Annotated in this window: 16 protein-coding genes; 7 read left to right on the plus strand and 9 right to left on the minus strand. The window is 61.5% G+C overall.

What is annotated here, in order from left to right; all coding sequences use genetic code 11:
- Positions 1–193: 193 nt before the first annotated feature.
- On the minus strand, positions 194–1,255 hold the full coding sequence (gene lptG, locus J5M56_RS22070) for an LPS export ABC transporter permease LptG (protein WP_186477709.1): 1,062 nt from the start codon (positions 1,253–1,255) through the stop codon (positions 194–196).
- Positions 1,248–2,363 (minus strand): LPS export ABC transporter permease LptF, encoded by a 1,116-nt coding sequence (gene lptF / locus J5M56_RS22075; protein ID WP_186477708.1) that lies wholly within the window; start codon positions 2,361–2,363, stop codon positions 1,248–1,250. Before lptF ends, lptG begins: the two co-directional genes overlap by 8 nt.
- A gap of 289 nt (positions 2,364–2,652) precedes the next feature.
- On the opposite strand from lptF, the gene J5M56_RS22080 reads away from it, so the two are divergent.
- The 5 genes from J5M56_RS22080 (at position 2,653) to rlmF (ending at position 9,200) form a co-directional block, all read left to right on the plus strand.
- Positions 2,653–4,146, plus strand: a complete 1,494-nt coding sequence (locus J5M56_RS22080; protein WP_207937796.1) for a leucyl aminopeptidase — start codon at positions 2,653–2,655, stop codon at positions 4,144–4,146.
- 50 nt (positions 4,147–4,196) lie between these two features.
- Entirely contained in the window at positions 4,197–4,625 is a 429-nt protein-coding gene (locus J5M56_RS22085; protein WP_207937797.1) for a DNA polymerase III subunit chi, read from the plus strand.
- Positions 4,626–4,630: 5 nt separating this feature from the next.
- On the plus strand, positions 4,631–4,999 hold the full coding sequence (locus J5M56_RS22090) for a DNA polymerase III subunit chi (protein WP_207937798.1): 369 nt from the start codon (positions 4,631–4,633) through the stop codon (positions 4,997–4,999).
- Positions 5,000–5,223: 224 nt separating this feature from the next.
- The gene (locus J5M56_RS22095) at positions 5,224–8,070 is read left to right on the plus strand and encodes a valine--tRNA ligase (RefSeq protein ID WP_207937799.1); all 2,847 of its coding nucleotides are present in this window, start codon (positions 5,224–5,226) and stop codon (positions 8,068–8,070) included.
- A gap of 176 nt (positions 8,071–8,246) precedes the next feature.
- Positions 8,247–9,200, plus strand: coding sequence for a 23S rRNA (adenine(1618)-N(6))-methyltransferase RlmF (rlmF, locus tag J5M56_RS22100; protein ID WP_207937800.1), 954 nt, complete (start codon positions 8,247–8,249; stop codon positions 9,198–9,200).
- 50 nt (positions 9,201–9,250) lie between these two features.
- Here the strand turns inward: rlmF and J5M56_RS22105 are convergent, their stop codons facing one another.
- Positions 9,251–9,532, minus strand: coding sequence for an HU family DNA-binding protein (locus tag J5M56_RS22105; RefSeq protein WP_060478742.1), 282 nt, complete (start codon positions 9,530–9,532; stop codon positions 9,251–9,253).
- 393 nt (positions 9,533–9,925) lie between these two features.
- Here J5M56_RS22105 and yejK point away from each other — a divergent pair, with 393 nt between their 5' ends.
- A complete protein-coding gene (yejK, locus tag J5M56_RS22110) occupies positions 9,926–10,933 on the plus strand; it encodes a nucleoid-associated protein YejK (protein ID WP_207937801.1) in 1,008 nt (335 codons plus the stop codon).
- Here the strand turns inward: yejK and J5M56_RS22115 are convergent, their stop codons facing one another.
- The gene (locus J5M56_RS22115) at positions 10,934–11,218 is read right to left on the minus strand and encodes a GIY-YIG nuclease family protein (RefSeq protein ID WP_060478744.1); all 285 of its coding nucleotides are present in this window, start codon (positions 11,216–11,218) and stop codon (positions 10,934–10,936) included.
- Between the two features lie 55 nt (positions 11,219–11,273).
- On the opposite strand from J5M56_RS22115, the gene J5M56_RS22120 reads away from it, so the two are divergent.
- Complete coding sequence (locus J5M56_RS22120; RefSeq protein ID WP_207937802.1) at positions 11,274–12,146, plus strand: hypothetical protein; 873 nt, start codon at positions 11,274–11,276, stop codon at positions 12,144–12,146.
- Here J5M56_RS22120 and J5M56_RS22125 read toward each other — a convergent pair.
- The 5 genes from J5M56_RS22125 to hisD all read right to left on the minus strand — a co-directional run.
- Complete coding sequence (locus tag J5M56_RS22125; protein ID WP_186477701.1) at positions 12,125–12,610, minus strand: nuclear transport factor 2 family protein; 486 nt, start codon at positions 12,608–12,610, stop codon at positions 12,125–12,127. The genes J5M56_RS22120 and J5M56_RS22125 overlap by 22 nt on opposite strands.
- Positions 12,611–12,705: 95 nt before the next feature.
- Positions 12,706–13,986 carry a CynX/NimT family MFS transporter gene (locus J5M56_RS22130; protein ID WP_207937803.1) on the minus strand — a complete coding sequence of 427 codons (1,281 nt, stop codon included), beginning with the start codon at positions 13,984–13,986 and terminating at the stop codon, positions 12,706–12,708.
- Between the two features lie 14 nt (positions 13,987–14,000).
- Positions 14,001–14,651 (minus strand): FadR/GntR family transcriptional regulator, encoded by a 651-nt coding sequence (locus J5M56_RS22135; protein ID WP_207937804.1) that lies wholly within the window; start codon positions 14,649–14,651, stop codon positions 14,001–14,003.
- 94 nt (positions 14,652–14,745) lie between these two features.
- The gene (gene hisC / locus J5M56_RS22140) at positions 14,746–15,795 is read right to left on the minus strand and encodes a histidinol-phosphate transaminase (RefSeq protein ID WP_186477699.1); all 1,050 of its coding nucleotides are present in this window, start codon (positions 15,793–15,795) and stop codon (positions 14,746–14,748) included.
- Positions 15,796–15,797: 2 nt separating this feature from the next.
- Positions 15,798–16,949 (minus strand): histidinol dehydrogenase (hisD, locus tag J5M56_RS22145; protein ID WP_207937805.1); only part of this gene is annotated, 1,152 nt, incomplete at its 5' end.

A 16,949-nucleotide genomic window follows, 5' to 3' on the forward strand; every position in this document is an offset into this window, starting at 1 on the left:
TGGGCTAATGCCATTCAATCAAGGTCGTACGCCCAACTATGGGGCCGCGTCGCGGCCCGTGGCGGGAACCCGCAGGGGTTTTTTAGGGGAGAAACTGTGGAAGCGGGTTTATCCGCGAAGGGCTGCCAAGCAGCCCCATTGGCGTCACTGACCGACTTTGACCCGTAGGTCGGTCATCGGTCAGTTGTCGCCATCAGCCGGCACGGCGCAACAGCCAGAGACCGGCCACGGCACAGATCCCCGCTGGGATTACCACCGCGAGCAGCGGTGGGAAGCCGAACACTTGGCTCGACGGGCCCAGCAAGTCCTGGCCGATGCGGAACACGAAGCCCACCAGCACACCTGTGAACACGCGCTGGCCGAGGGTCACCGAACGCAGCGGGCCGAAGATGAAGGAAATCGCCATCAGCACCAGCGCTGCGGTGACCATCGGCTGCAGCACCTTGGTCCAGAACGCCAGCCAGTAGCGGGAGTTGTTCAGGCCTTGATCGGACAAGTAATGGATGTAGTCCCAAAGCCCGGTGATCGACAACGATTCAGGCGCCATGATCACGGTATTGAGCAACTGCGGGGTCAGCGACACGTCCCATTGCTCCGAAGGCGCCTTCACCACTTCGGTGTGGTCGCCACGGAAGTAGGTAGTGCTGATGTCGTTCAAGGTCCAGTGATCGCTTTCGAACTGGGCCCGACGGGCAAAGCTCGCAGACTGGATCTTGCGCTCGCTGTCGAAGCGATAGCGCGTCACACCCAGCAGCAAGCCATTGGGCTGCACCGCGTTGATGTGCACGAACTCCTCGCCCTGGCGGTGCCACATGCCATGTTTGGAGCTCTGCGCTTCACCGCCACCCTGCGCCAAGGACCGATCGGCCTGGGCTTTGTTTTCCGTGACCGGAGCGACATATTCACCTATCAGCAGGCCAACCAGCATCAGCACCAGCATGGGCTTCATCACCGCCCAGACGATACGGCCAATGGAAACACCCGCCGCGCGCATGATGGTCAGCTCGCTGTTGCTGGCGAGGCTGCCGAGGCCGATCAGGCAGCCGATCAGCCCCGCCATGGGCAGCATGTCGTATAGCCGCCGAGGCGCGGTCAGTAGCACGTATTTGCCGGCGTCGAGCAGGGTGTAGGTGTCGCTCAGGTCGCCCATCTCATCGATGAAGGCGAACAGCGAGGCCAGGCCGAGAATAATCCCCAGCACCGCCAGAATGGCCAACAGCACGCTCTGGCCGATGTAACGGTCAAGCTTAGCCACGGACCACCTCCGCACGACGGGCAGCCATTTTCAGGCGCAGCGGCTCCCAGTACATCAGGCCCAGGCCGATCAGCAGGAACAGCCCATGTACCCACCACAGGCCAAGGCCAATGGGCAACTTGCCCTTTTCCAGAGCGCCACGAACGGAAATCAGCATCGTCAGGTAAGCCATGTACAGAAGAATCGCCGGCAGCAGCTTGAGGAAGCGGCCCTGGCGCGGGTTGACCCTGGCCAGCGGCACCGCCATAAGGGTCACGATGAACACCAGGATCGGAAGCGACAGGCGCCATTGCAGTTCGGCACGTTCGCGTGGGTCGGTCTTGCCGAACAGCTCCAGGGTCGAAATCGCTTCGCGGTCGGTTACCTCTTCAGCCACCTCCGGCTTGGGCAGCAACACCCCATAGGTGTCGTACTTGATAGCGCGGTAGTCAGCCTGGCCCGGATTACCGTCATAGCGGTAGCCATTTTCCAGCACCAGGTAGCGATTGCCGTCGGCCTGAACTTCCTGGTGGCCCTTCTCGGCAACCAGCACCGACGGGGCACGGTCCTTGGTCTTGTCCTGGTTGAAGCGCTTCTCGGAAATGAACACCCCGGCCAGCTTCACGCGGTCGTCAGACAGCTGCTCGGTGTAGGTCACCCGTGAACCGTCGCGCAAAGTCTGGAAGCGGCCCGGTACCAAGGTATCGAACTCGGTCATCGCGTCCTGCTGGGCGATGATCTTTTGTACCTGGGCAACGCCCAAGGGGGACAAGCTCATGCTCAGCCAGGCGACCAGCAGGGCGACCAGAGCAGCCGGCGCCATGGTCAGGGCCAGCAGGCGCTGCTGGCTCATGCCGGTTGCCGACAGCACGGTCATTTCGCTTTCCAGGTAGAGCCTGCCATACGCCAGCAGGATCCCCAGGAACAGGCCCAGCGGCAGAATCAGCTGCAGGAAACCTGGCATGCGAAAGCCCATGATCAGGAACAGCACGCCAGGGTCGAGGATACCCTGGGCGGCCTGGGCCAGGTACTTGATGAAGCGCCCACTCATGATGATCACCAGCAGCACGGCGCTGACGGCGCTCAAGGTCACCAGGACCTCGCGGGACAGATAACGAAAGACGATCAAACCAGACACTCCTGGGTTGTCAGGGGCGGACTGCCAAACATTGGCCTGTGACATCCAGGACCAAAGCCGGTTCGCCTACGGCGAACCTCCATATGAAGTGCGCGCATTATCCTGTGATTGACGGCGCCTGTCACTTGGCCGCGCATCAACAGCCACATCGGGCTTGTCAGCACGCTTGCCCGAGGCTCAAACTGGCAGCTTTTCCACTGGTGCGCGACAACGCGGCCAGGCCCGTCCAGAGCGCGAAAAACCATAGCGCCACCTGCAAAGATCATTCGGGGACCCTGACATGGAACTGGTTGTAAAAAGCGTAGCTGCTGCATCCGTAAAAACCGCCACCCTGGTGGTAGCGGTCGGCGAAGGTCGCAAGCTCGGCACCGTCGCCAAGGCTGTCGACCAAGCTTGTGAAGGCGCCATCAGCGCAGTGCTCAAGCGCGGCGACCTGGCTGGCAAACCTGGCCAGACCCTGCTGCTGCAAGCCTTGCCTGGCCTGAAGGCCGAACGGGTGTTGCTGGTCGGCAGCGGCAAGGACGAAGCACTTGGCGATCGCGCCTGGCGCAAACTGATCAGCAGCGTTGCTGGCGTGCTCAAGGGCCTGAACGGCACCGATGCGGTGCTGGCACTGGATGACATCGCCGTCAGCCACCGCGATGCCCACTACGGCAAGTATCGTCTGCTGGCCGAGACCCTGCTCGACGGCCAATACGTGTTCGACCGTTTCAAAAGTCAGAAAGCCGAACCGCGTGCCCTCAAGAAAGTCACCCTGCTGGCAGACAAAGCCGGGGTGGCCGAGGTCGAGCGCGCCGTCAAGCATGCCAGTGCCATCGCCACCGGTATGGCGTTCACTCGCGATCTGGGCAACCTGCCGCCGAATCTGTGCCACCCAAGCTACCTGGCCGAGCAGGCCAAAGACCTGGGCAAGGCGCACAAAGGGCTGAAGGTCGAGGTCCTCGACGAGAAAAAGATCAAAGACCTGGGCATGGGCGCGTTCTATGCCGTGGGCCAGGGTAGCGAGCAGCCGCCACGCCTGATCGTACTGAACTACCAGGGCGGCAAAAAGGCCGACAAGCCGTTCGTGCTGGTGGGCAAGGGCATCACCTTCGATACCGGCGGCATCAGCCTCAAGCCCGGTGCCGGCATGGATGAAATGAAATACGACATGTGCGGTGCCGCCAGCGTGTTCGGCACGCTGCGTGCCGTGCTGGAGCTCAAGTTGCCGATCAACCTGGTTTGCCTGCTGGCTTGCGCCGAGAACATGCCAAGCGGCGGCGCCACTCGCCCAGGTGACATCGTCACCACCATGAGTGGTCAAACGGTCGAAATCCTCAACACCGACGCCGAAGGCCGCCTGGTACTGTGCGATACCCTGACCTACGCCGAGCGCTTCAAACCGCAGGCGGTGATCGATATCGCCACCCTGACCGGCGCCTGCATCGTCGCCCTGGGCAGCCACACCTCCGGCCTGATGGGTAACAACGACGAACTGGTCGGTCAACTGCTCGAGGCTGGTAAGCGTGCCGACGACCGCGCCTGGCAGTTGCCGCTGTTCGACGAGTACCAAGAGCAACTGGACAGCCCATTTGCCGACATGGGCAACATCGGTGGCCCGAAAGCCGGCACCATCACCGCAGGCTGCTTCCTGTCGCGCTTCGCCAAGGCCTACAACTGGGCGCACATGGACATCGCCGGCACCGCGTGGATCAGCGGCGGCAAGGACAAAGGCGCTACCGGCCGCCCGGTGCCCCTGCTGACCCAGTATCTGCTGGACCGCGCCGACGCCTGATGCCGTGAAGCCAGCGGCGCCCCTGACGCCGCTGGCTGGCAGAGCACACCATGAGCAAAGTCGATTTCTACATTCTTCCCACCGACTCGCTGTCGGCGCGGCTCGATTTCGCCTGCAAACTGTGCGAAAAGGCCTGGCGCCTCGGCCACCGGGTCTACCTGCATTGCCAGGACGCCGAGCAGCGCAACGAGCTGGACCAACGGCTTTGGCAGTTCAAGGGTGAGGCGTTCGTGCCCCATGACTTGGCTGAAACGCACCCGCACACGTCAGTGGCGCTGGGGTTGGCGGACGACGCAGGGGAGCATCGTGACCTGCTGATAAACCTGGGTGCCGATGTACCGGGCTTCGTTGGCCAGTTCGAGCGGGTTGCCGAAATCGTTGTCGAGGACCCAGGCATTCGCCAATCGGCCCGGGAGCGGTTCCGTTTCTACCGTGAACAGGGCTATGCTCTGCAAGACCACCGCTTACAGCGACTTTGACGACGATGGACAAGCCCTCCGCCCTACCCGATTCTGCTCACTTGCTGGATGACCTGGAGTCGATTCGCCAGCTGCTTGGCGATTCTGACCTGCAACCGCCGCTGCTTACTGAAACAGTCGAGCAAATCCCGCTGTTGCTTGATGTGCCCAGCGGACATGCAACACAAGCCTCTGAACAGCCTATGGCAAGCCCACCCCAGGACGACCCGCAGACTCGCCGCCAGGACACTCTGCTGCACCTGGAGAGCGAGCTGCGCGCCGCTGCGCAGATGATCATGCAGGACGTGATCAACGACTTCACCCCACACATCGAAAACGAGATCAAACGCCGCTTGGATGCGCGGATCGAGCGCTTGATCAAACGCTCGGAGTGAGGCTGCAAGTGTGCGGTGCCGGTGCCACACACCGCACTGCATGCTTCGCGGGTAAAGCCGATCTCCCAGCCTGGTGCTCACCTTGAGGTATTAGCAGGCCTTGTGGGTTGAGGTAAGCACACGCCAGGTCCGCCTTGCCAGATAGCAGCAGCTTGTCGCCTGCGGCCCCCAGCTTGGTTATACTTCCCGGCTTTCCCGAATAAATGCACAGGGTCCCGCCGCGCATGGATAAGACCTACCAGCCGCACGCCATCGAAACTTCCTGGTACAACACCTGGGAGTCCGAAAACTATTTCGCTCCACAAGGTGCAGGTGAGTCCTACACCATCATGATTCCGCCACCGAACGTGACGGGCAGCCTGCACATGGGCCACGGCTTCAACAACGCGATCATGGATGCCCTGATCCGTTTCCGCCGCATGCAAGGCCGCGACACCCTGTGGCAGCCTGGTACCGACCACGCCGGTATCGCCACCCAGATGCTGGTTGAACGCCAGCTCGAAGCCAAGGGCCAAAGCCGCCACGACCTGGGCCGTGAAGCCTTCCTGGAGAAAATCTGGGAGTGGAAGGACCAATCAGGTGGCAATATCAGCCGTCAGATCCGTCGCCTGGGCTCGTCCGTGGACTGGAGCCGCGAACGTTTCACCATGGACGACGGCCTGTCCGAGGCGGTGAAGGAAGCCTTCGTGCGCTTGCATGAGGACGGCCTGATCTACCGTGGCAAGCGCCTGGTCAACTGGGACACCAAACTGCACACGGCCATTTCCGACCTCGAGGTGGAAAACCACGACGAGAAGGGCCACCTGTGGAACCTGCGCTATCCGCTGGCCGACGGCGCCAAGACCGCCGAAGGCAAAGACTATCTGGTGGTTGCCACCACGCGTCCGGAAACGCTGCTGGGTGACGCCGCCGTTGCCGTCAACCCGACTGACGAGCGCTACCAGGCCTTGATCGGCAAATTCGTCGAGCTGCCACTGGTCGGCCGCCGTATCCCGATCATCGCCGACGATTATTGCGATCCCGAGTTCGGCACTGGCTGCGTGAAGATCACCCCAGCGCACGACTTCAACGACTACGAAGTCGGCAAGCGCCACAACCTGCCCCTGCTGAACATCTTCGACAAGAACGCACTGGTGCTGTCCGCCGCGCAGGCCTTCAACCTCGACGGCAGCGTCAACGAGCAGATCGAAACCGGCCTGCCTGCCCAGTACGCAGGCTTGGACCGCTTCGTCGCCCGCAAGCAGATCGTCGCCGACCTCGATGCCCAAGGCCTGCTGGTCAGTATCGATGACCACGCCCTCAAAGTGCCAAAGGGCGACCGTTCCGGCACGGTCATCGAGCCTTGGCTGACCGACCAGTGGTACGTTTCCACCAAGCCTTTGGCAGAGCCTGCCATCGAAGCCGTGGAAGATGGCCGCATCCAGTTCGTGCCAAAGCAATACGAAAACATGTACTTCTCTTGGATGCGCGACATTCAGGATTGGTGCATCAGCCGCCAGCTGTGGTGGGGCCACCGCATTCCGGCCTGGTACGACGAAGCTGGCCAGGTCTACGTCGGGCGCAACGAAGAAGAAGTGCGTGCCAAGCACAAGCTTGGCAGCGATGTGAAGCTGCGCCAGGACGACGACGTGCTCGACACCTGGTTCAGCTCGGGCCTGTGGACCTTCTCCACCCTGGGCTGGCCGGAGCAGACCGAGTTCCTGAAGAAATTCCACTCCACCGATGTGCTGGTGACCGGCTTCGACATCATCTTCTTCTGGGTTGCGCGCATGATCATGCTGACCATGCACCTGATCAAGAACGAAGACGGCACCCCGCAGGTACCGTTCAAGACCGTGTACGTACACGGCCTGGTGCGCGATGGCCAGGGCCAGAAGATGTCCAAGTCCAAAGGCAACGTGCTCGACCCGCTGGACATCGTCGACGGCATCACCCTCGATGCCCTGCTGGAAAAACGCACCAGCGGCATGATGCAGCCCAAGCTTGCCGAGAAGATCGCCAAGCAGACCAAAGCTGAATTCCCGGAAGGTATCGCCAGCTACGGCACTGACGCCCTGCGCTTCACCTTCTGCTCGCTGGCCTCCACCGGCCGCGACATCAAGTTCGACATGGGCCGCGTCGAAGGCTATCGCAACTTCTGCAACAAAATCTGGAACGCCGCCCGCTACGTACTGGACAAGGGCGAGGACTGCGGGCAGAACGGCGAAGCCTACGAGCTTTCGCTGGCAGACCGCTGGATCATCTCGCAACTGCAACGCACCGAAGCCGAAGTCACCCGCCAGCTCGAGCAGTTCCGCTTCGACCTGGCCAGCCAGGCGCTGTACGAGTTCATCTGGAACCAGTACTGCGACTGGTACCTTGAGCTGTCCAAGCCGGTGCTGTGGGACGAGAACGCTCCGGTCGAGCGCGCCCGTGGCACCCGCCGCACCCTGGTGCGAGTGCTGGAAGTGGCGCTGCGCCTGGCGCACCCATTCATGCCGTTCATTACCGAAGAAATCTGGCAGCGCATTGCGCCGCTGGCTGGTATCGAAGGCAAGACCATCATGCTGCAGCCATGGCCAGTGGCCAATGAAAGCCGCATCGATGCGGCTGCCGAAGGCGATATCGAATGGCTCAAAGAACTGATGGTCGGCCTGCGCAACATCCGCGCTGAGATGAACATCGGCCCCGCCAAACCACTGCCGCTGTTCCTGAAGAACGCCAATGCTGACGACCAGCGTCGCCTGCAGGAAAACGAAGCGTTGCTCAAGAAGCTGGCCAAAGTCGAATCGTTCACGGTACTGGGCGATGCCGACGAGGCCCCGCTGTCGGCCACTGCCCTGGTCGGCGACCTGCAAGTACTGGTACCGATGGCCGGGCTGATTGACAAGGACGCCGAGCTGGCTCGCCTCAACAAGGAGATCCAGCGCTTGCAAGGTGAGGTTCAGCGCGTGGGCGGCAAGCTGTCCAACGCCGCATTCGTCGACAAGGCACCGCCTGCGGTAATCGAGAAGGAGCGCGCCAAGCTGGCTGAGTCCGAGCAAGCCCTGGCCAACTTCACCGAGCAGCATGCGCGCATTGCAGCGCTTTAATCTCTAGAGAGACCGATGGGCCCGCTTTGTGGCCCTTTCGCGACACAAGGCCGCTCCACAGAACGGCGCCGACTCTAAAGGCGCTACTGTTCTGCTGGAGCGGCCTTGTGTCGCGAAGGGGCTGCCCAGCAGCCCCAGGCTCCATAGCCACCGCTCGTATAGGGCTGGACACTGTCATGACTTCGAACAAACCCACCCTGCACCCGCGCAACCGCCATCAGGGCCGCTACGACTTTCCCAGCCTGATCAAGGCCCACCCAGACCTGGCCCGCTTCACCATCACCAACCCCCACGGCAAACCCAGCATCGACTTCGCCAACCCAGAGGCGGTGCGTGTGTTCAACCGAGCCTTACTCAAGGCGCAGTATGGCATCCAGTATTGGGATATCCCTGCCGATTACCTGTGCCCGCCCATCCCAGGGCGTGCCGACTATCTGCATGTGGCCGCAGACCTGTTGGCCGCAGACAACGCCGGCGAAGTGCCGAGGGGCCCTCAGGTCAAGGCATTGGACATTGGCGTGGGCGCTAACTGCATCTATCCATTGCTAGGCCATAGCGACTACCGCTGGCGCTTCCTGGGCTCGGACATCGACCCGGTTGCGCTGGGCTCGGCCAAGGCCATCGTTCAAGCCAACGGTTTGAGCAAAGCCATCAGCCTGCGCCAGCAAGCCAACCGCAAATGCATTCTCACCGGCCTGCTGAAAACCGAAGAGCGCTTCGACCTGACCCTATGCAACCCACCCTTCCATGCTTCGCGCGAGGAGGCTACCCGCGGCAGCCAGCGCAAATGGAAGAACCTGGGCAAGCAAGACCCCAAGCGCAAGTTGCCAGTGCTCAATTTCGGCGGGCAGAACAACGAACTGTGGTGCGAAGGCGGCGAGATCCGCTTCGTTACCCAGCTGGTGGAGGAAAGCCAGCAATACGCGCAACAGGTGCTGTGGTTCACCAGCCTGGTGTCCAAAGCCAGTAACTTGCCAGGTATCGAAGCGGCGCTCGAAAAGGCCGAAGCCAAGGCCGTACGCATTACCGAGATGGGCCAGGGGCAAAAGCAGAGCCGTATGGTCGCCTGGAGCTTCCTAGACGATGCCGCGCGCCAAGGCTGGCATGCCCGGCGTAAATCGCAGGCATGAAAAAACCGCGCCTGGCAACCCGGGCGCGGTTGTGATCAACGCATCGACAATTACTTGTTGATGGCGTCGCTCAGGCCTTTGGCTGGAACGAACTTCACAACTTTCTTGGCAGCGATTTCGATGGCGGCGCCGGTCGAAGGGTTGCGACCGGTGCGGGCAGGACGCTCGGAGACTTTCAGTTTGCCGATACCTGGCAGAGTGATTTCGGCGCCGTTTTCCAGTTGGTCGGCAACGATCTGGCCCAGTTGCTCCAGTGCGTTACGCGCGGTGGTCTTTGGCGCGTCGATAGCTTCAGCGATATCGGCAATCAGTTGGTCTTTGGTCAATGCCATGGTGATGTTCCTTCCCTATCAAATTCAGTGGTTATGCAGCGTTCGACGACGTTATCGGGCCAGCCCCTGAACTGTGGAGGGCCGCGCCAATCGCGCATGTAGATGCGTAATCCGGCGTTTGGTTCGACACCGCGTGAGCACGCTGCCAGCAATGCGCCACACGGGGTGCGCAAGACCGCGCAAAGCTAACACAGGAATGGATAAATATCCGCTACCGGCCTCGATTTAGTACAGGTTTTTCGGGGGTTTTGGGCGAAAAGCTACAAATTTGAACAAAAAACGAACAACCGACATTTCGGCCAACATCCGGCCACAGCACCACCTGTGGTCTGGGGTAAACTGGCCAACTTTTGCAGCGCGGCCTACGGCCGCCCCGGACTTACCGAGAATTCCATGCCAATCCGTCATTGCATCGTTCACCTGATCGACAAGAAGCCCGATGGCAGCCCCGCCGTGCTCCATGCACGGGATAGCGAACTGGGCGCATCGGATGCCATCGAAAACCTGCTGGCCGACCTCAACGACAGCTACAACGCCAAGCAAGGCAAGGCATGGGGCTTTTTCCACGGCGAGTCCGGTGCCTATCCACTCAGTGGTTGGCTCAAGCAGTACCTGGAAGCCGAAAAGGACTTCACGGCATTCAGCCGCCTGGCGGTCGAACATCTGCAAAAGCTGATGGAAGAGTCCAACCTCTCCACTGGCGGCCACATCCTGTTCGCCCACTATCAGCAAGGCATGACCGATTACCTGGCCATCGCCCTGCTGCACCACAGTGAAGGCGTAGCGGTGGATGCCGAGCTGGATGTGAAGCCCTCGCGCCACCTCGACCTTGGCCAACTGCACCTGGCGGCGCGCATCAACCTGTCGGAATGGAAGAACAACCAGAGCTCCAAGCAGTACATTTCGTTTATCAAAGGCAAGAACGGCAAGAAGGTCTCGGACTATTTCCGTGACTTCATCGGCTGCCAGGAAGGCGTCGACGGCCCGGGCGAAACACGTACCCTGCTCAAGGCCTTCAGCGACTTCGTGGAAAGCGAGGACTTGCCTGAAGAGTCCGCTCGCGAAAAGACTCAGACCCTGGTCGACTACGCCACCACTCAGACCAAATTGGGTGAGCCAGTTACCTTGGAAGAGCTTTCGAGCCTGATCGACGAAGACCGCCCAAAAGCGTTCTACGACCACATCCGCAATAAGGACTATGGGCTATCGCCGGAAATCCCCGCTGACAAACGCACGCTCAACCAGTTCCGCCGCTTCACCGGCCGCGCCGAGGGCCTCTCGATCAGCTTCGAGGCGCACCTGCTCGGTGACAGGGTGGAATACGACGAGGCCGCCGGCACCCTCATCATCAAAGGCCTGCCGACCACCTTGGTGGATCAGCTCAAGCGCCGCAAGGACTGATCACCCGCCATCATAGGAGGCAACCAGAGCCTCCTTGGCCGATTTGCGCAACTTCTTCACCAGGCGCTCCTGACGCAGTGCTTCGCCCTTGTCGGGCCACTGTTCGACATAAACCAGTGCCTGCGCGGGGCTGGTCTTGAAATAGCGTGCGCCCTGGCCTTTCTGGTGGGCCACGAACCGCCGCTGAGGGTCATCGCTGACACCGCAATACAGCGAGCCGTTGGCGGCCCGCACCAGGTAGACATACCAAGGCTTCACTACCTCAGGCGGTATATTTTCACTCACGACGCTCGCTCTTTTCATCATTAGCTTGATGGGCCCAATTCAAAAGGGCTTCATCATGTTGTCAAAACTAACCCAATTGCTGGTCAGCGCCACGCTGTCGGTTGCCGTGGCCAACGCCAATGCCTCTACCGGCACGCAAGTCGCCGCACAGATGCAGCGTAACCACGACTCGACCCCTACCCAATGTCAAGGCAATGCCGTACCCGCCCATGCCTGCTCAGGTGTGCTGCTGCGCAGTACCCGGCCCTCGCCCAAGTATCACACCTGGCATCACAGCCCCAACTCCAAAGCCAAAGGCGGCGTATCCTTCTCGTATCTGCGGGCAGATGTTCCAACCCTTCAATTGGCAGAAGATGGCCGCAGTGGATACACCTTGTATCCCCTGCTGCAACGACCCAAAGGCTCATTGCGGTACGAGCTGCTCTGCGCCTCGCCAACCGACAGTGACAGCTGGGAACGTGACAGGCACGGTTGTGGCAACAACCGCCAGAGCGCAGACGTACAAATGGCCTGCCATGAACGAGGCATCCTAACCGCCGAGGATTGGATCGAACAGTTCAGAGAAAACCCGGACTACAAAGCTCAGTGCACATTCGACATACAACGGGAACGGGTGCCAGAACGCGCCGATGCTTTTTATCAGAGCCTGCGGGTCAAGCAGCTTTATGGTAACGAAATGCCCTACCCCTGGAACGAGGTGATCATACGCGCGTGGGATGAAGATCGCTCGAGCACCTTGCCGATTCAGTCGTTCTTCTACATCGAGGGACCGGAGGGAGCTTTGCAGCAGGCTCAGGCGGACCAGAAAGACTGGCACCGGACCAATGGCACCTTTATCCCGGTTATCCGCATCCGGCTACCCGCCACACTCCAAGAACGTGCTCAGTTCAGCTATCACGAAAGCGATCAGGCGGTGGCGCTGCCTTGACTGCGCTGGAACGCTCGCAAACCGTTGCACGCCTGCTGGCGCACCTTGTTCTGCAGCATCGGCGACCAGCCCAGCAGCAGCCCAGGTGCGCCCAAGGCCTGGCGTGACCAGCGCCACAAGTCGAAGCTGTCATCATGCTGGCAGATTTGCCCGTCGCGAATGACGAAACGCGCCTGAATATCATTGACCACGGTGCGGCCAGTCTGGCTGAACAGGTAGGTGGCAACCCAATGGGCGCACCCGCTGTGCAGGTCGGCCCGCACTTGGTCGAAGGTTAGCGAAAAGTCCTTGGCTCGGCTGGTCAGCATGCGCCACATATCACCAGCATCGCGGCCGCGCAGGGTACCGAACACCGGGTCGCTGAACACGATATCGTCGCTGTAGCAAGCCACCATGGCTTCTGCGTCCAAACGCTGAAAAGCCTGGTAGAAGCGGGTGATCACAGCACAGTTGGCATCGCTCATGAACTTGTTGGTCCTTGCTCTGGGAAGCTGCACGATAATCCTCCCTGCCGGCATACGCCAGCAGGCGATCGCGCCAGATGAGCGCACCACAGGTGTCAGCGCTGCTCGCACGTCACCTGTACATGCAAGGCTCGCCCTGCCCCCAGCCCAAAGACGATCGCCCCAACGCCAAGCACGGCGAAGATCCAGCCCACTGCCGCCCAGCCACCGGTCAGGTCATGCACCAGGCCAACCGCGAACGGCCCCATGGACGCCACGGTGTACCCCACGCCCTGCGCCATACTGGAGAGGTTGGCCGCCACGTGGGCATCCCTGGAGCGCAGTACGATCAGCGTCAACGCCAAGGCGAAGGTGCCGCCCTGGCCCAGCCCCAGCAGCACCGCCCAGCCCCACAGCCCACTGATCGGTGCATACAGGCAACCGAACAGCCCCGCCAGCGTGACCAGCATCACGATCACGATTGCCAGGCGCTGATCCTTCCCCCGCGTGGCCAACCAAGGCGCGCTCAGCGAGCTGACCAGTTGCACGATGACTGACCCAGAAAGCACCAGGCCGGCTTCAGTCGGGCTCAAGCCACGGCCGATGAGGATCGATGGTAACCAACCGAAGACGATATACGCGAGCGACGACTGCAGGCCCATATAGAGGGTCACCTGCCAAGCCAGACGGTCACGCCATAGCCCGCGCACCCGGTAACTGACCTTGTGCAGGCCATGGCCCTGCCGCGCTTGTGGCAACCAAACAAGCATGGCCAACAGCGCCGGAATCATCCAGAAGCCCAGGCCGAGGGCCCAGCTATCACCGAAATGCTGGGTCAACGGCACCGTCGCCCCCGCCGCCATGGCTGCGCCCAGGCACAGCGCCATGGTGTATACGCCAGTCAGGGTACCGGCGTGCTGCGGGAAGTCACGCTTGACGATCCCAGGCAAGAGCACGCCGATGATGCCGATGCTGGCCCCGGCCATCAGGCTACCGATGAATACACCGGCTACCCCCATGGCGCTACGCACCAGGATAGCCAATGCCAGCGTGAACAAAATGCCAAGGATCACCCGTTCGCTCCCCAGGCGCCGTGCAAGTGCCGGCGCCAGGGGTGCGAACAGCCCCAGGCACAGGACCGGCAGCGTGGTCAGCAAGCCGGCTGCGGAGGCACTCAGGCCAAGGCCTGCCGTGACCTGGTTCAGCACTGGCGCCATGCTCGACAATGCCGGGCGCAGGTTCAACGCCACCAGCACCAGCCCAAGCAGCAACAGCCATGGGCGGTGCAAGGCTGGGGGCTGTTGCTGCACCTGCTCGTCATCGGCCTCGGCGTCGATCAGCAGTTCTTCCAGGTCTGTAGCGCGGGTGGGCGCCTCTCGGGTCGTTGGATCAGTCATGGGCAGTTTTATCTTCAAGATTCGATAAGGGTCCGGCTGAGGGCCTTGGCCCGCTCCGGATCGCGTTGCTCGATGGCGTCGAGGATCTGCCCGTGCAGGTCGAAGGTCGCCTGACAGCGCGGCACGGTCGCCATGTTGTGTTGCAGCGCAGCGGCCACCACACCTGAAAAGTAGCGGTACAGCTCGCTCAGGGCGGGATTGTGCGCGGCGTCGATCAAGCGCTGATGAAACACCAGGTCGCAGCTGACATAGGCGTCGATATCGCCGTGAAAGTGTTCGGCACTACCCGCCAGCGCCACGCGTAATGCACGCAGGTCTTCGTCAGTGCGGCGTAACGCCGCCAGGCCGATGGCCTCAACCTCCAGAATGTGTCGTGTCTCGCGAGCCTGTTCAAAGGTGCAACGCGACATGGCCTGCACCGCTTGCAACGGATCCTGGCAGGTGCGCAGGTAGCTGCCATCACCTTGGCGCACTTCGACCAACCCACTGAATGCCAAGACCCGCATGGCCTCGCGTACAGTGTTGCGGCTGATGCCCATTTCCAGCGCCAACACCGGCTCGGTGGGCAGGCGCTGGCCGACTTGCCAGTGGCCTTGCAGGATGCGTTCGCGCATGCGCTCTACAGCCAGTTCGACCAGCGAGCGCTTTGCCAATTCGTGACTCATTCCATTCAACCAATCATCCGATGAATTAATCAAGCCTAGTATTTCGAAGCATCGCCTGCCGGGAGCAGCCTAGCCCGCCCCCGGCAGGTGATCCTCAGTTCAGAGCATCAAGCAGTGCCTGATTCATCTCAGGTGTGCCAATGGTGATGCGCAGGAACTGAGCAATGCGCGCTTGCTTGAAGTGACGCACGATCACACCCTGCTCACGCAGGCGAGCGGCCAGCTGCGCAGCATCCTGTTGCGGATGGCGGGCAAAAATGAAGTTGGCCGCCGATGGCAGCACTTCAAAGCCTTTGGCCAGCAACTGCTCGACCAACGATTCACGGCTCTCGATCACCTGGCGGCAGGTTTGCTCGAAGTAAGCCTGATCTTCGAATGCTGCGGCTGCGCCGACGATCGCCATCCGGTCCAATGGGTAAGAGTTGAAGCTGTTCTTGATCCGCTCCAGTGCCTCGATCAAATCTGGATGCCCCACCGCCAGCCCAACCCGCAGCCCGGCCAAGGAACGTGACTTGGAGAGGGTTTGGGTGACCAGCAAGTTATCGTAACGGTCCACCAGGCTGATGGCGGTTTCGCCACCGAAGTCAATGTAGGCCTCATCAACCACCACCACCGACTCGCGATTGGCCTGCAACAACTGCTCGATCGCCTGCAACGGCAGCAGGCAGCCAGTGGGTGCGTTAGGGTTGGGGAAGATGATCCCGGCGTTGGGCTTGGCATAGTCGGCGATGCGGATCTGGAATTGCTCATCCAGTGCCACTTGCTCGAAGCCGATGCCGTACAGGCCGCAGTAAACCGGATAGAAGCTGTAGCTGATGTCCGGGAACAGCAGCGGGCCGCGGTCGTGCTGGAACAGGCCGTGGAAAATGTGCGCCAGCACCTCGTCCGAGCCGTTACCGACAAACACTTGGGCCGGGGTGACGCCATAGTAGCCGGCAACCGCCTGCTTGAGCAGGTCGCTGTTCGGGTCCGGGTACAGGCGCAGGTTATCGTTCAATTCCCCGCGCATGGCTTCCAGCGCCTTGGGCGATGGGCCATAAGGGTTTTCGTTGGTGTTCAGCTTCACCAGGCGGGCCATCTTGGGCTGCTCGCCGGGTACGTAAGGGACCAGTGCCTTGACGAAGGGGCTCCAGAATCGACTCATGTTCAGTTCCCCTTGCCTTGGGTCAGGATACGGTATTCGGCGCTGCGGGCGTGGGCGGTCAGCGACTCGCCACGGGCCAGAACCGAGGCGGTGTGGCCCAGTTCGGATGCACCTTGCTCGGAGCAGAAGATGATCGACGAGCGCTTCTGGAAGTCATACACCCCAAGCGGCGACGAGAATCGCGCAGTCCCGGAGGTCGGCAACACGTGGTTGGGGCCGGCGCAGTAATCGCCCAGCGCTTCGCTGGTGTGACGGCCCATGAAGATCGCGCCGGCATGGCGGATCTGCGGCAACCAGGCCTGTGGGTCAGCGACTGACAGCTCAAGGTGCTCAGGGGCGATGCGGTTGGCCACCTCGATGGCTTGCTGCATGTCACGCACCTGGATCAATGCGCCACGGCCGTTGACCGATTTTTCGATGATCTCGGCGCGCTCCATGGTCGGCAGCAGCTTATCGATGCTGGCGGCCACGCGGTCGAGGAACGCTGCGTCCGGGCTGACCAGAATGGCCTGGGCGTCCTCATCGTGCTCGGCCTGGGAGAACAGGTCCATGGCGATCCAGTCCGGGTCGGTCTGGCCGTCGCACACCACGAGGATTTCCGAAGGGCCAGCGATCATGTCGATGCCAACTTGGCCGAACACATGGCGCTTGGCAGTGGCGACGTAGATGTTGCCTGGGCCGACGATCTTGTCGACCTGCGGCACGCTTTCGGTGCCGTAGGCCAGCGCCGCGACGGCCTGTGCCCCACCAACGGTGAACACCCGGTCGACCCCGGCAATGCAGGCGGCAGCCAGCACCAGTTCGTTAACCTCACCGCGCGGGGTGGGCACCACCATCACCACTTCACCAACGCCTGCGACCTTGGCCGGAATGGCGTTCATCAGTACCGATGACGGGTAAGATGCCTTGCCGCCCGGCACGTAGAGGCCAGCACGGTCCAGCGGTGTGACCTTCTGGCCCAGCACGGTACCGTCAGCTTCGGTGTACTGCCAGGAGTCCTGTTTCTGCCGCTCGTGGTAAAGACGCACGCGAGTAGCGGCTTTTTCCAGCGCTTCGCGCTGAGCGTCAGTGATGCGGGTCAGGGCCAGTTCCAGGCGCTCACGGCCCAGGATCAGATCATCGATGGAATTGGCGTCAACACCGTCGAAACGCTG

Origin of the sequence: Pseudomonas sp. 51_B, assembly GCF_017491595.1 — a bacterium.
Lineage (GTDB): Bacteria > Pseudomonadota > Gammaproteobacteria > Pseudomonadales > Pseudomonadaceae > Aquipseudomonas > Aquipseudomonas promysalinigenes.

What these genes read in the sequence shown, in the direction of transcription:
- J5M56_RS22080 (WP_207937796.1), top strand. Translation starts at nt 2,653, where the DNA reads ATGGAACTGGTTGTAAAAAGCGTAGCTGCTGCATCCGTAAAAACCGCC.
- J5M56_RS22085 (WP_207937797.1), top strand. Translation starts at nt 4,197, where the DNA reads ATGAGCAAAGTCGATTTCTACATTCTTCCCACCGACTCGCTGTCGGCG.
- J5M56_RS22090 (WP_207937798.1), top strand. Translation starts at nt 4,631, where the DNA reads ATGGACAAGCCCTCCGCCCTACCCGATTCTGCTCACTTGCTGGATGAC.
- J5M56_RS22095 (WP_207937799.1), top strand. Translation starts at nt 5,224, where the DNA reads ATGGATAAGACCTACCAGCCGCACGCCATCGAAACTTCCTGGTACAAC.
- rlmF (WP_207937800.1), top strand. Translation starts at nt 8,247, where the DNA reads ATGACTTCGAACAAACCCACCCTGCACCCGCGCAACCGCCATCAGGGC.
- J5M56_RS22105 (WP_060478742.1), bottom strand. Translation starts at nt 9,532, where the DNA reads ATGGCATTGACCAAAGACCAACTGATTGCCGATATCGCTGAAGCTATC.
- yejK (WP_207937801.1), top strand. Translation starts at nt 9,926, where the DNA reads ATGCCAATCCGTCATTGCATCGTTCACCTGATCGACAAGAAGCCCGAT.
- J5M56_RS22120 (WP_207937802.1), top strand. Translation starts at nt 11,274, where the DNA reads ATGTTGTCAAAACTAACCCAATTGCTGGTCAGCGCCACGCTGTCGGTT.
- J5M56_RS22125 (WP_186477701.1), bottom strand. Translation starts at nt 12,610, where the DNA reads ATGAGCGATGCCAACTGTGCTGTGATCACCCGCTTCTACCAGGCTTTT.
- J5M56_RS22130 (WP_207937803.1), bottom strand. Translation starts at nt 13,986, where the DNA reads ATGACTGATCCAACGACCCGAGAGGCGCCCACCCGCGCTACAGACCTG.
- J5M56_RS22135 (WP_207937804.1), bottom strand. Translation starts at nt 14,651, where the DNA reads ATGAGTCACGAATTGGCAAAGCGCTCGCTGGTCGAACTGGCTGTAGAG.
- hisC (WP_186477699.1), bottom strand. Translation starts at nt 15,795, where the DNA reads ATGAGTCGATTCTGGAGCCCCTTCGTCAAGGCACTGGTCCCTTACGTA.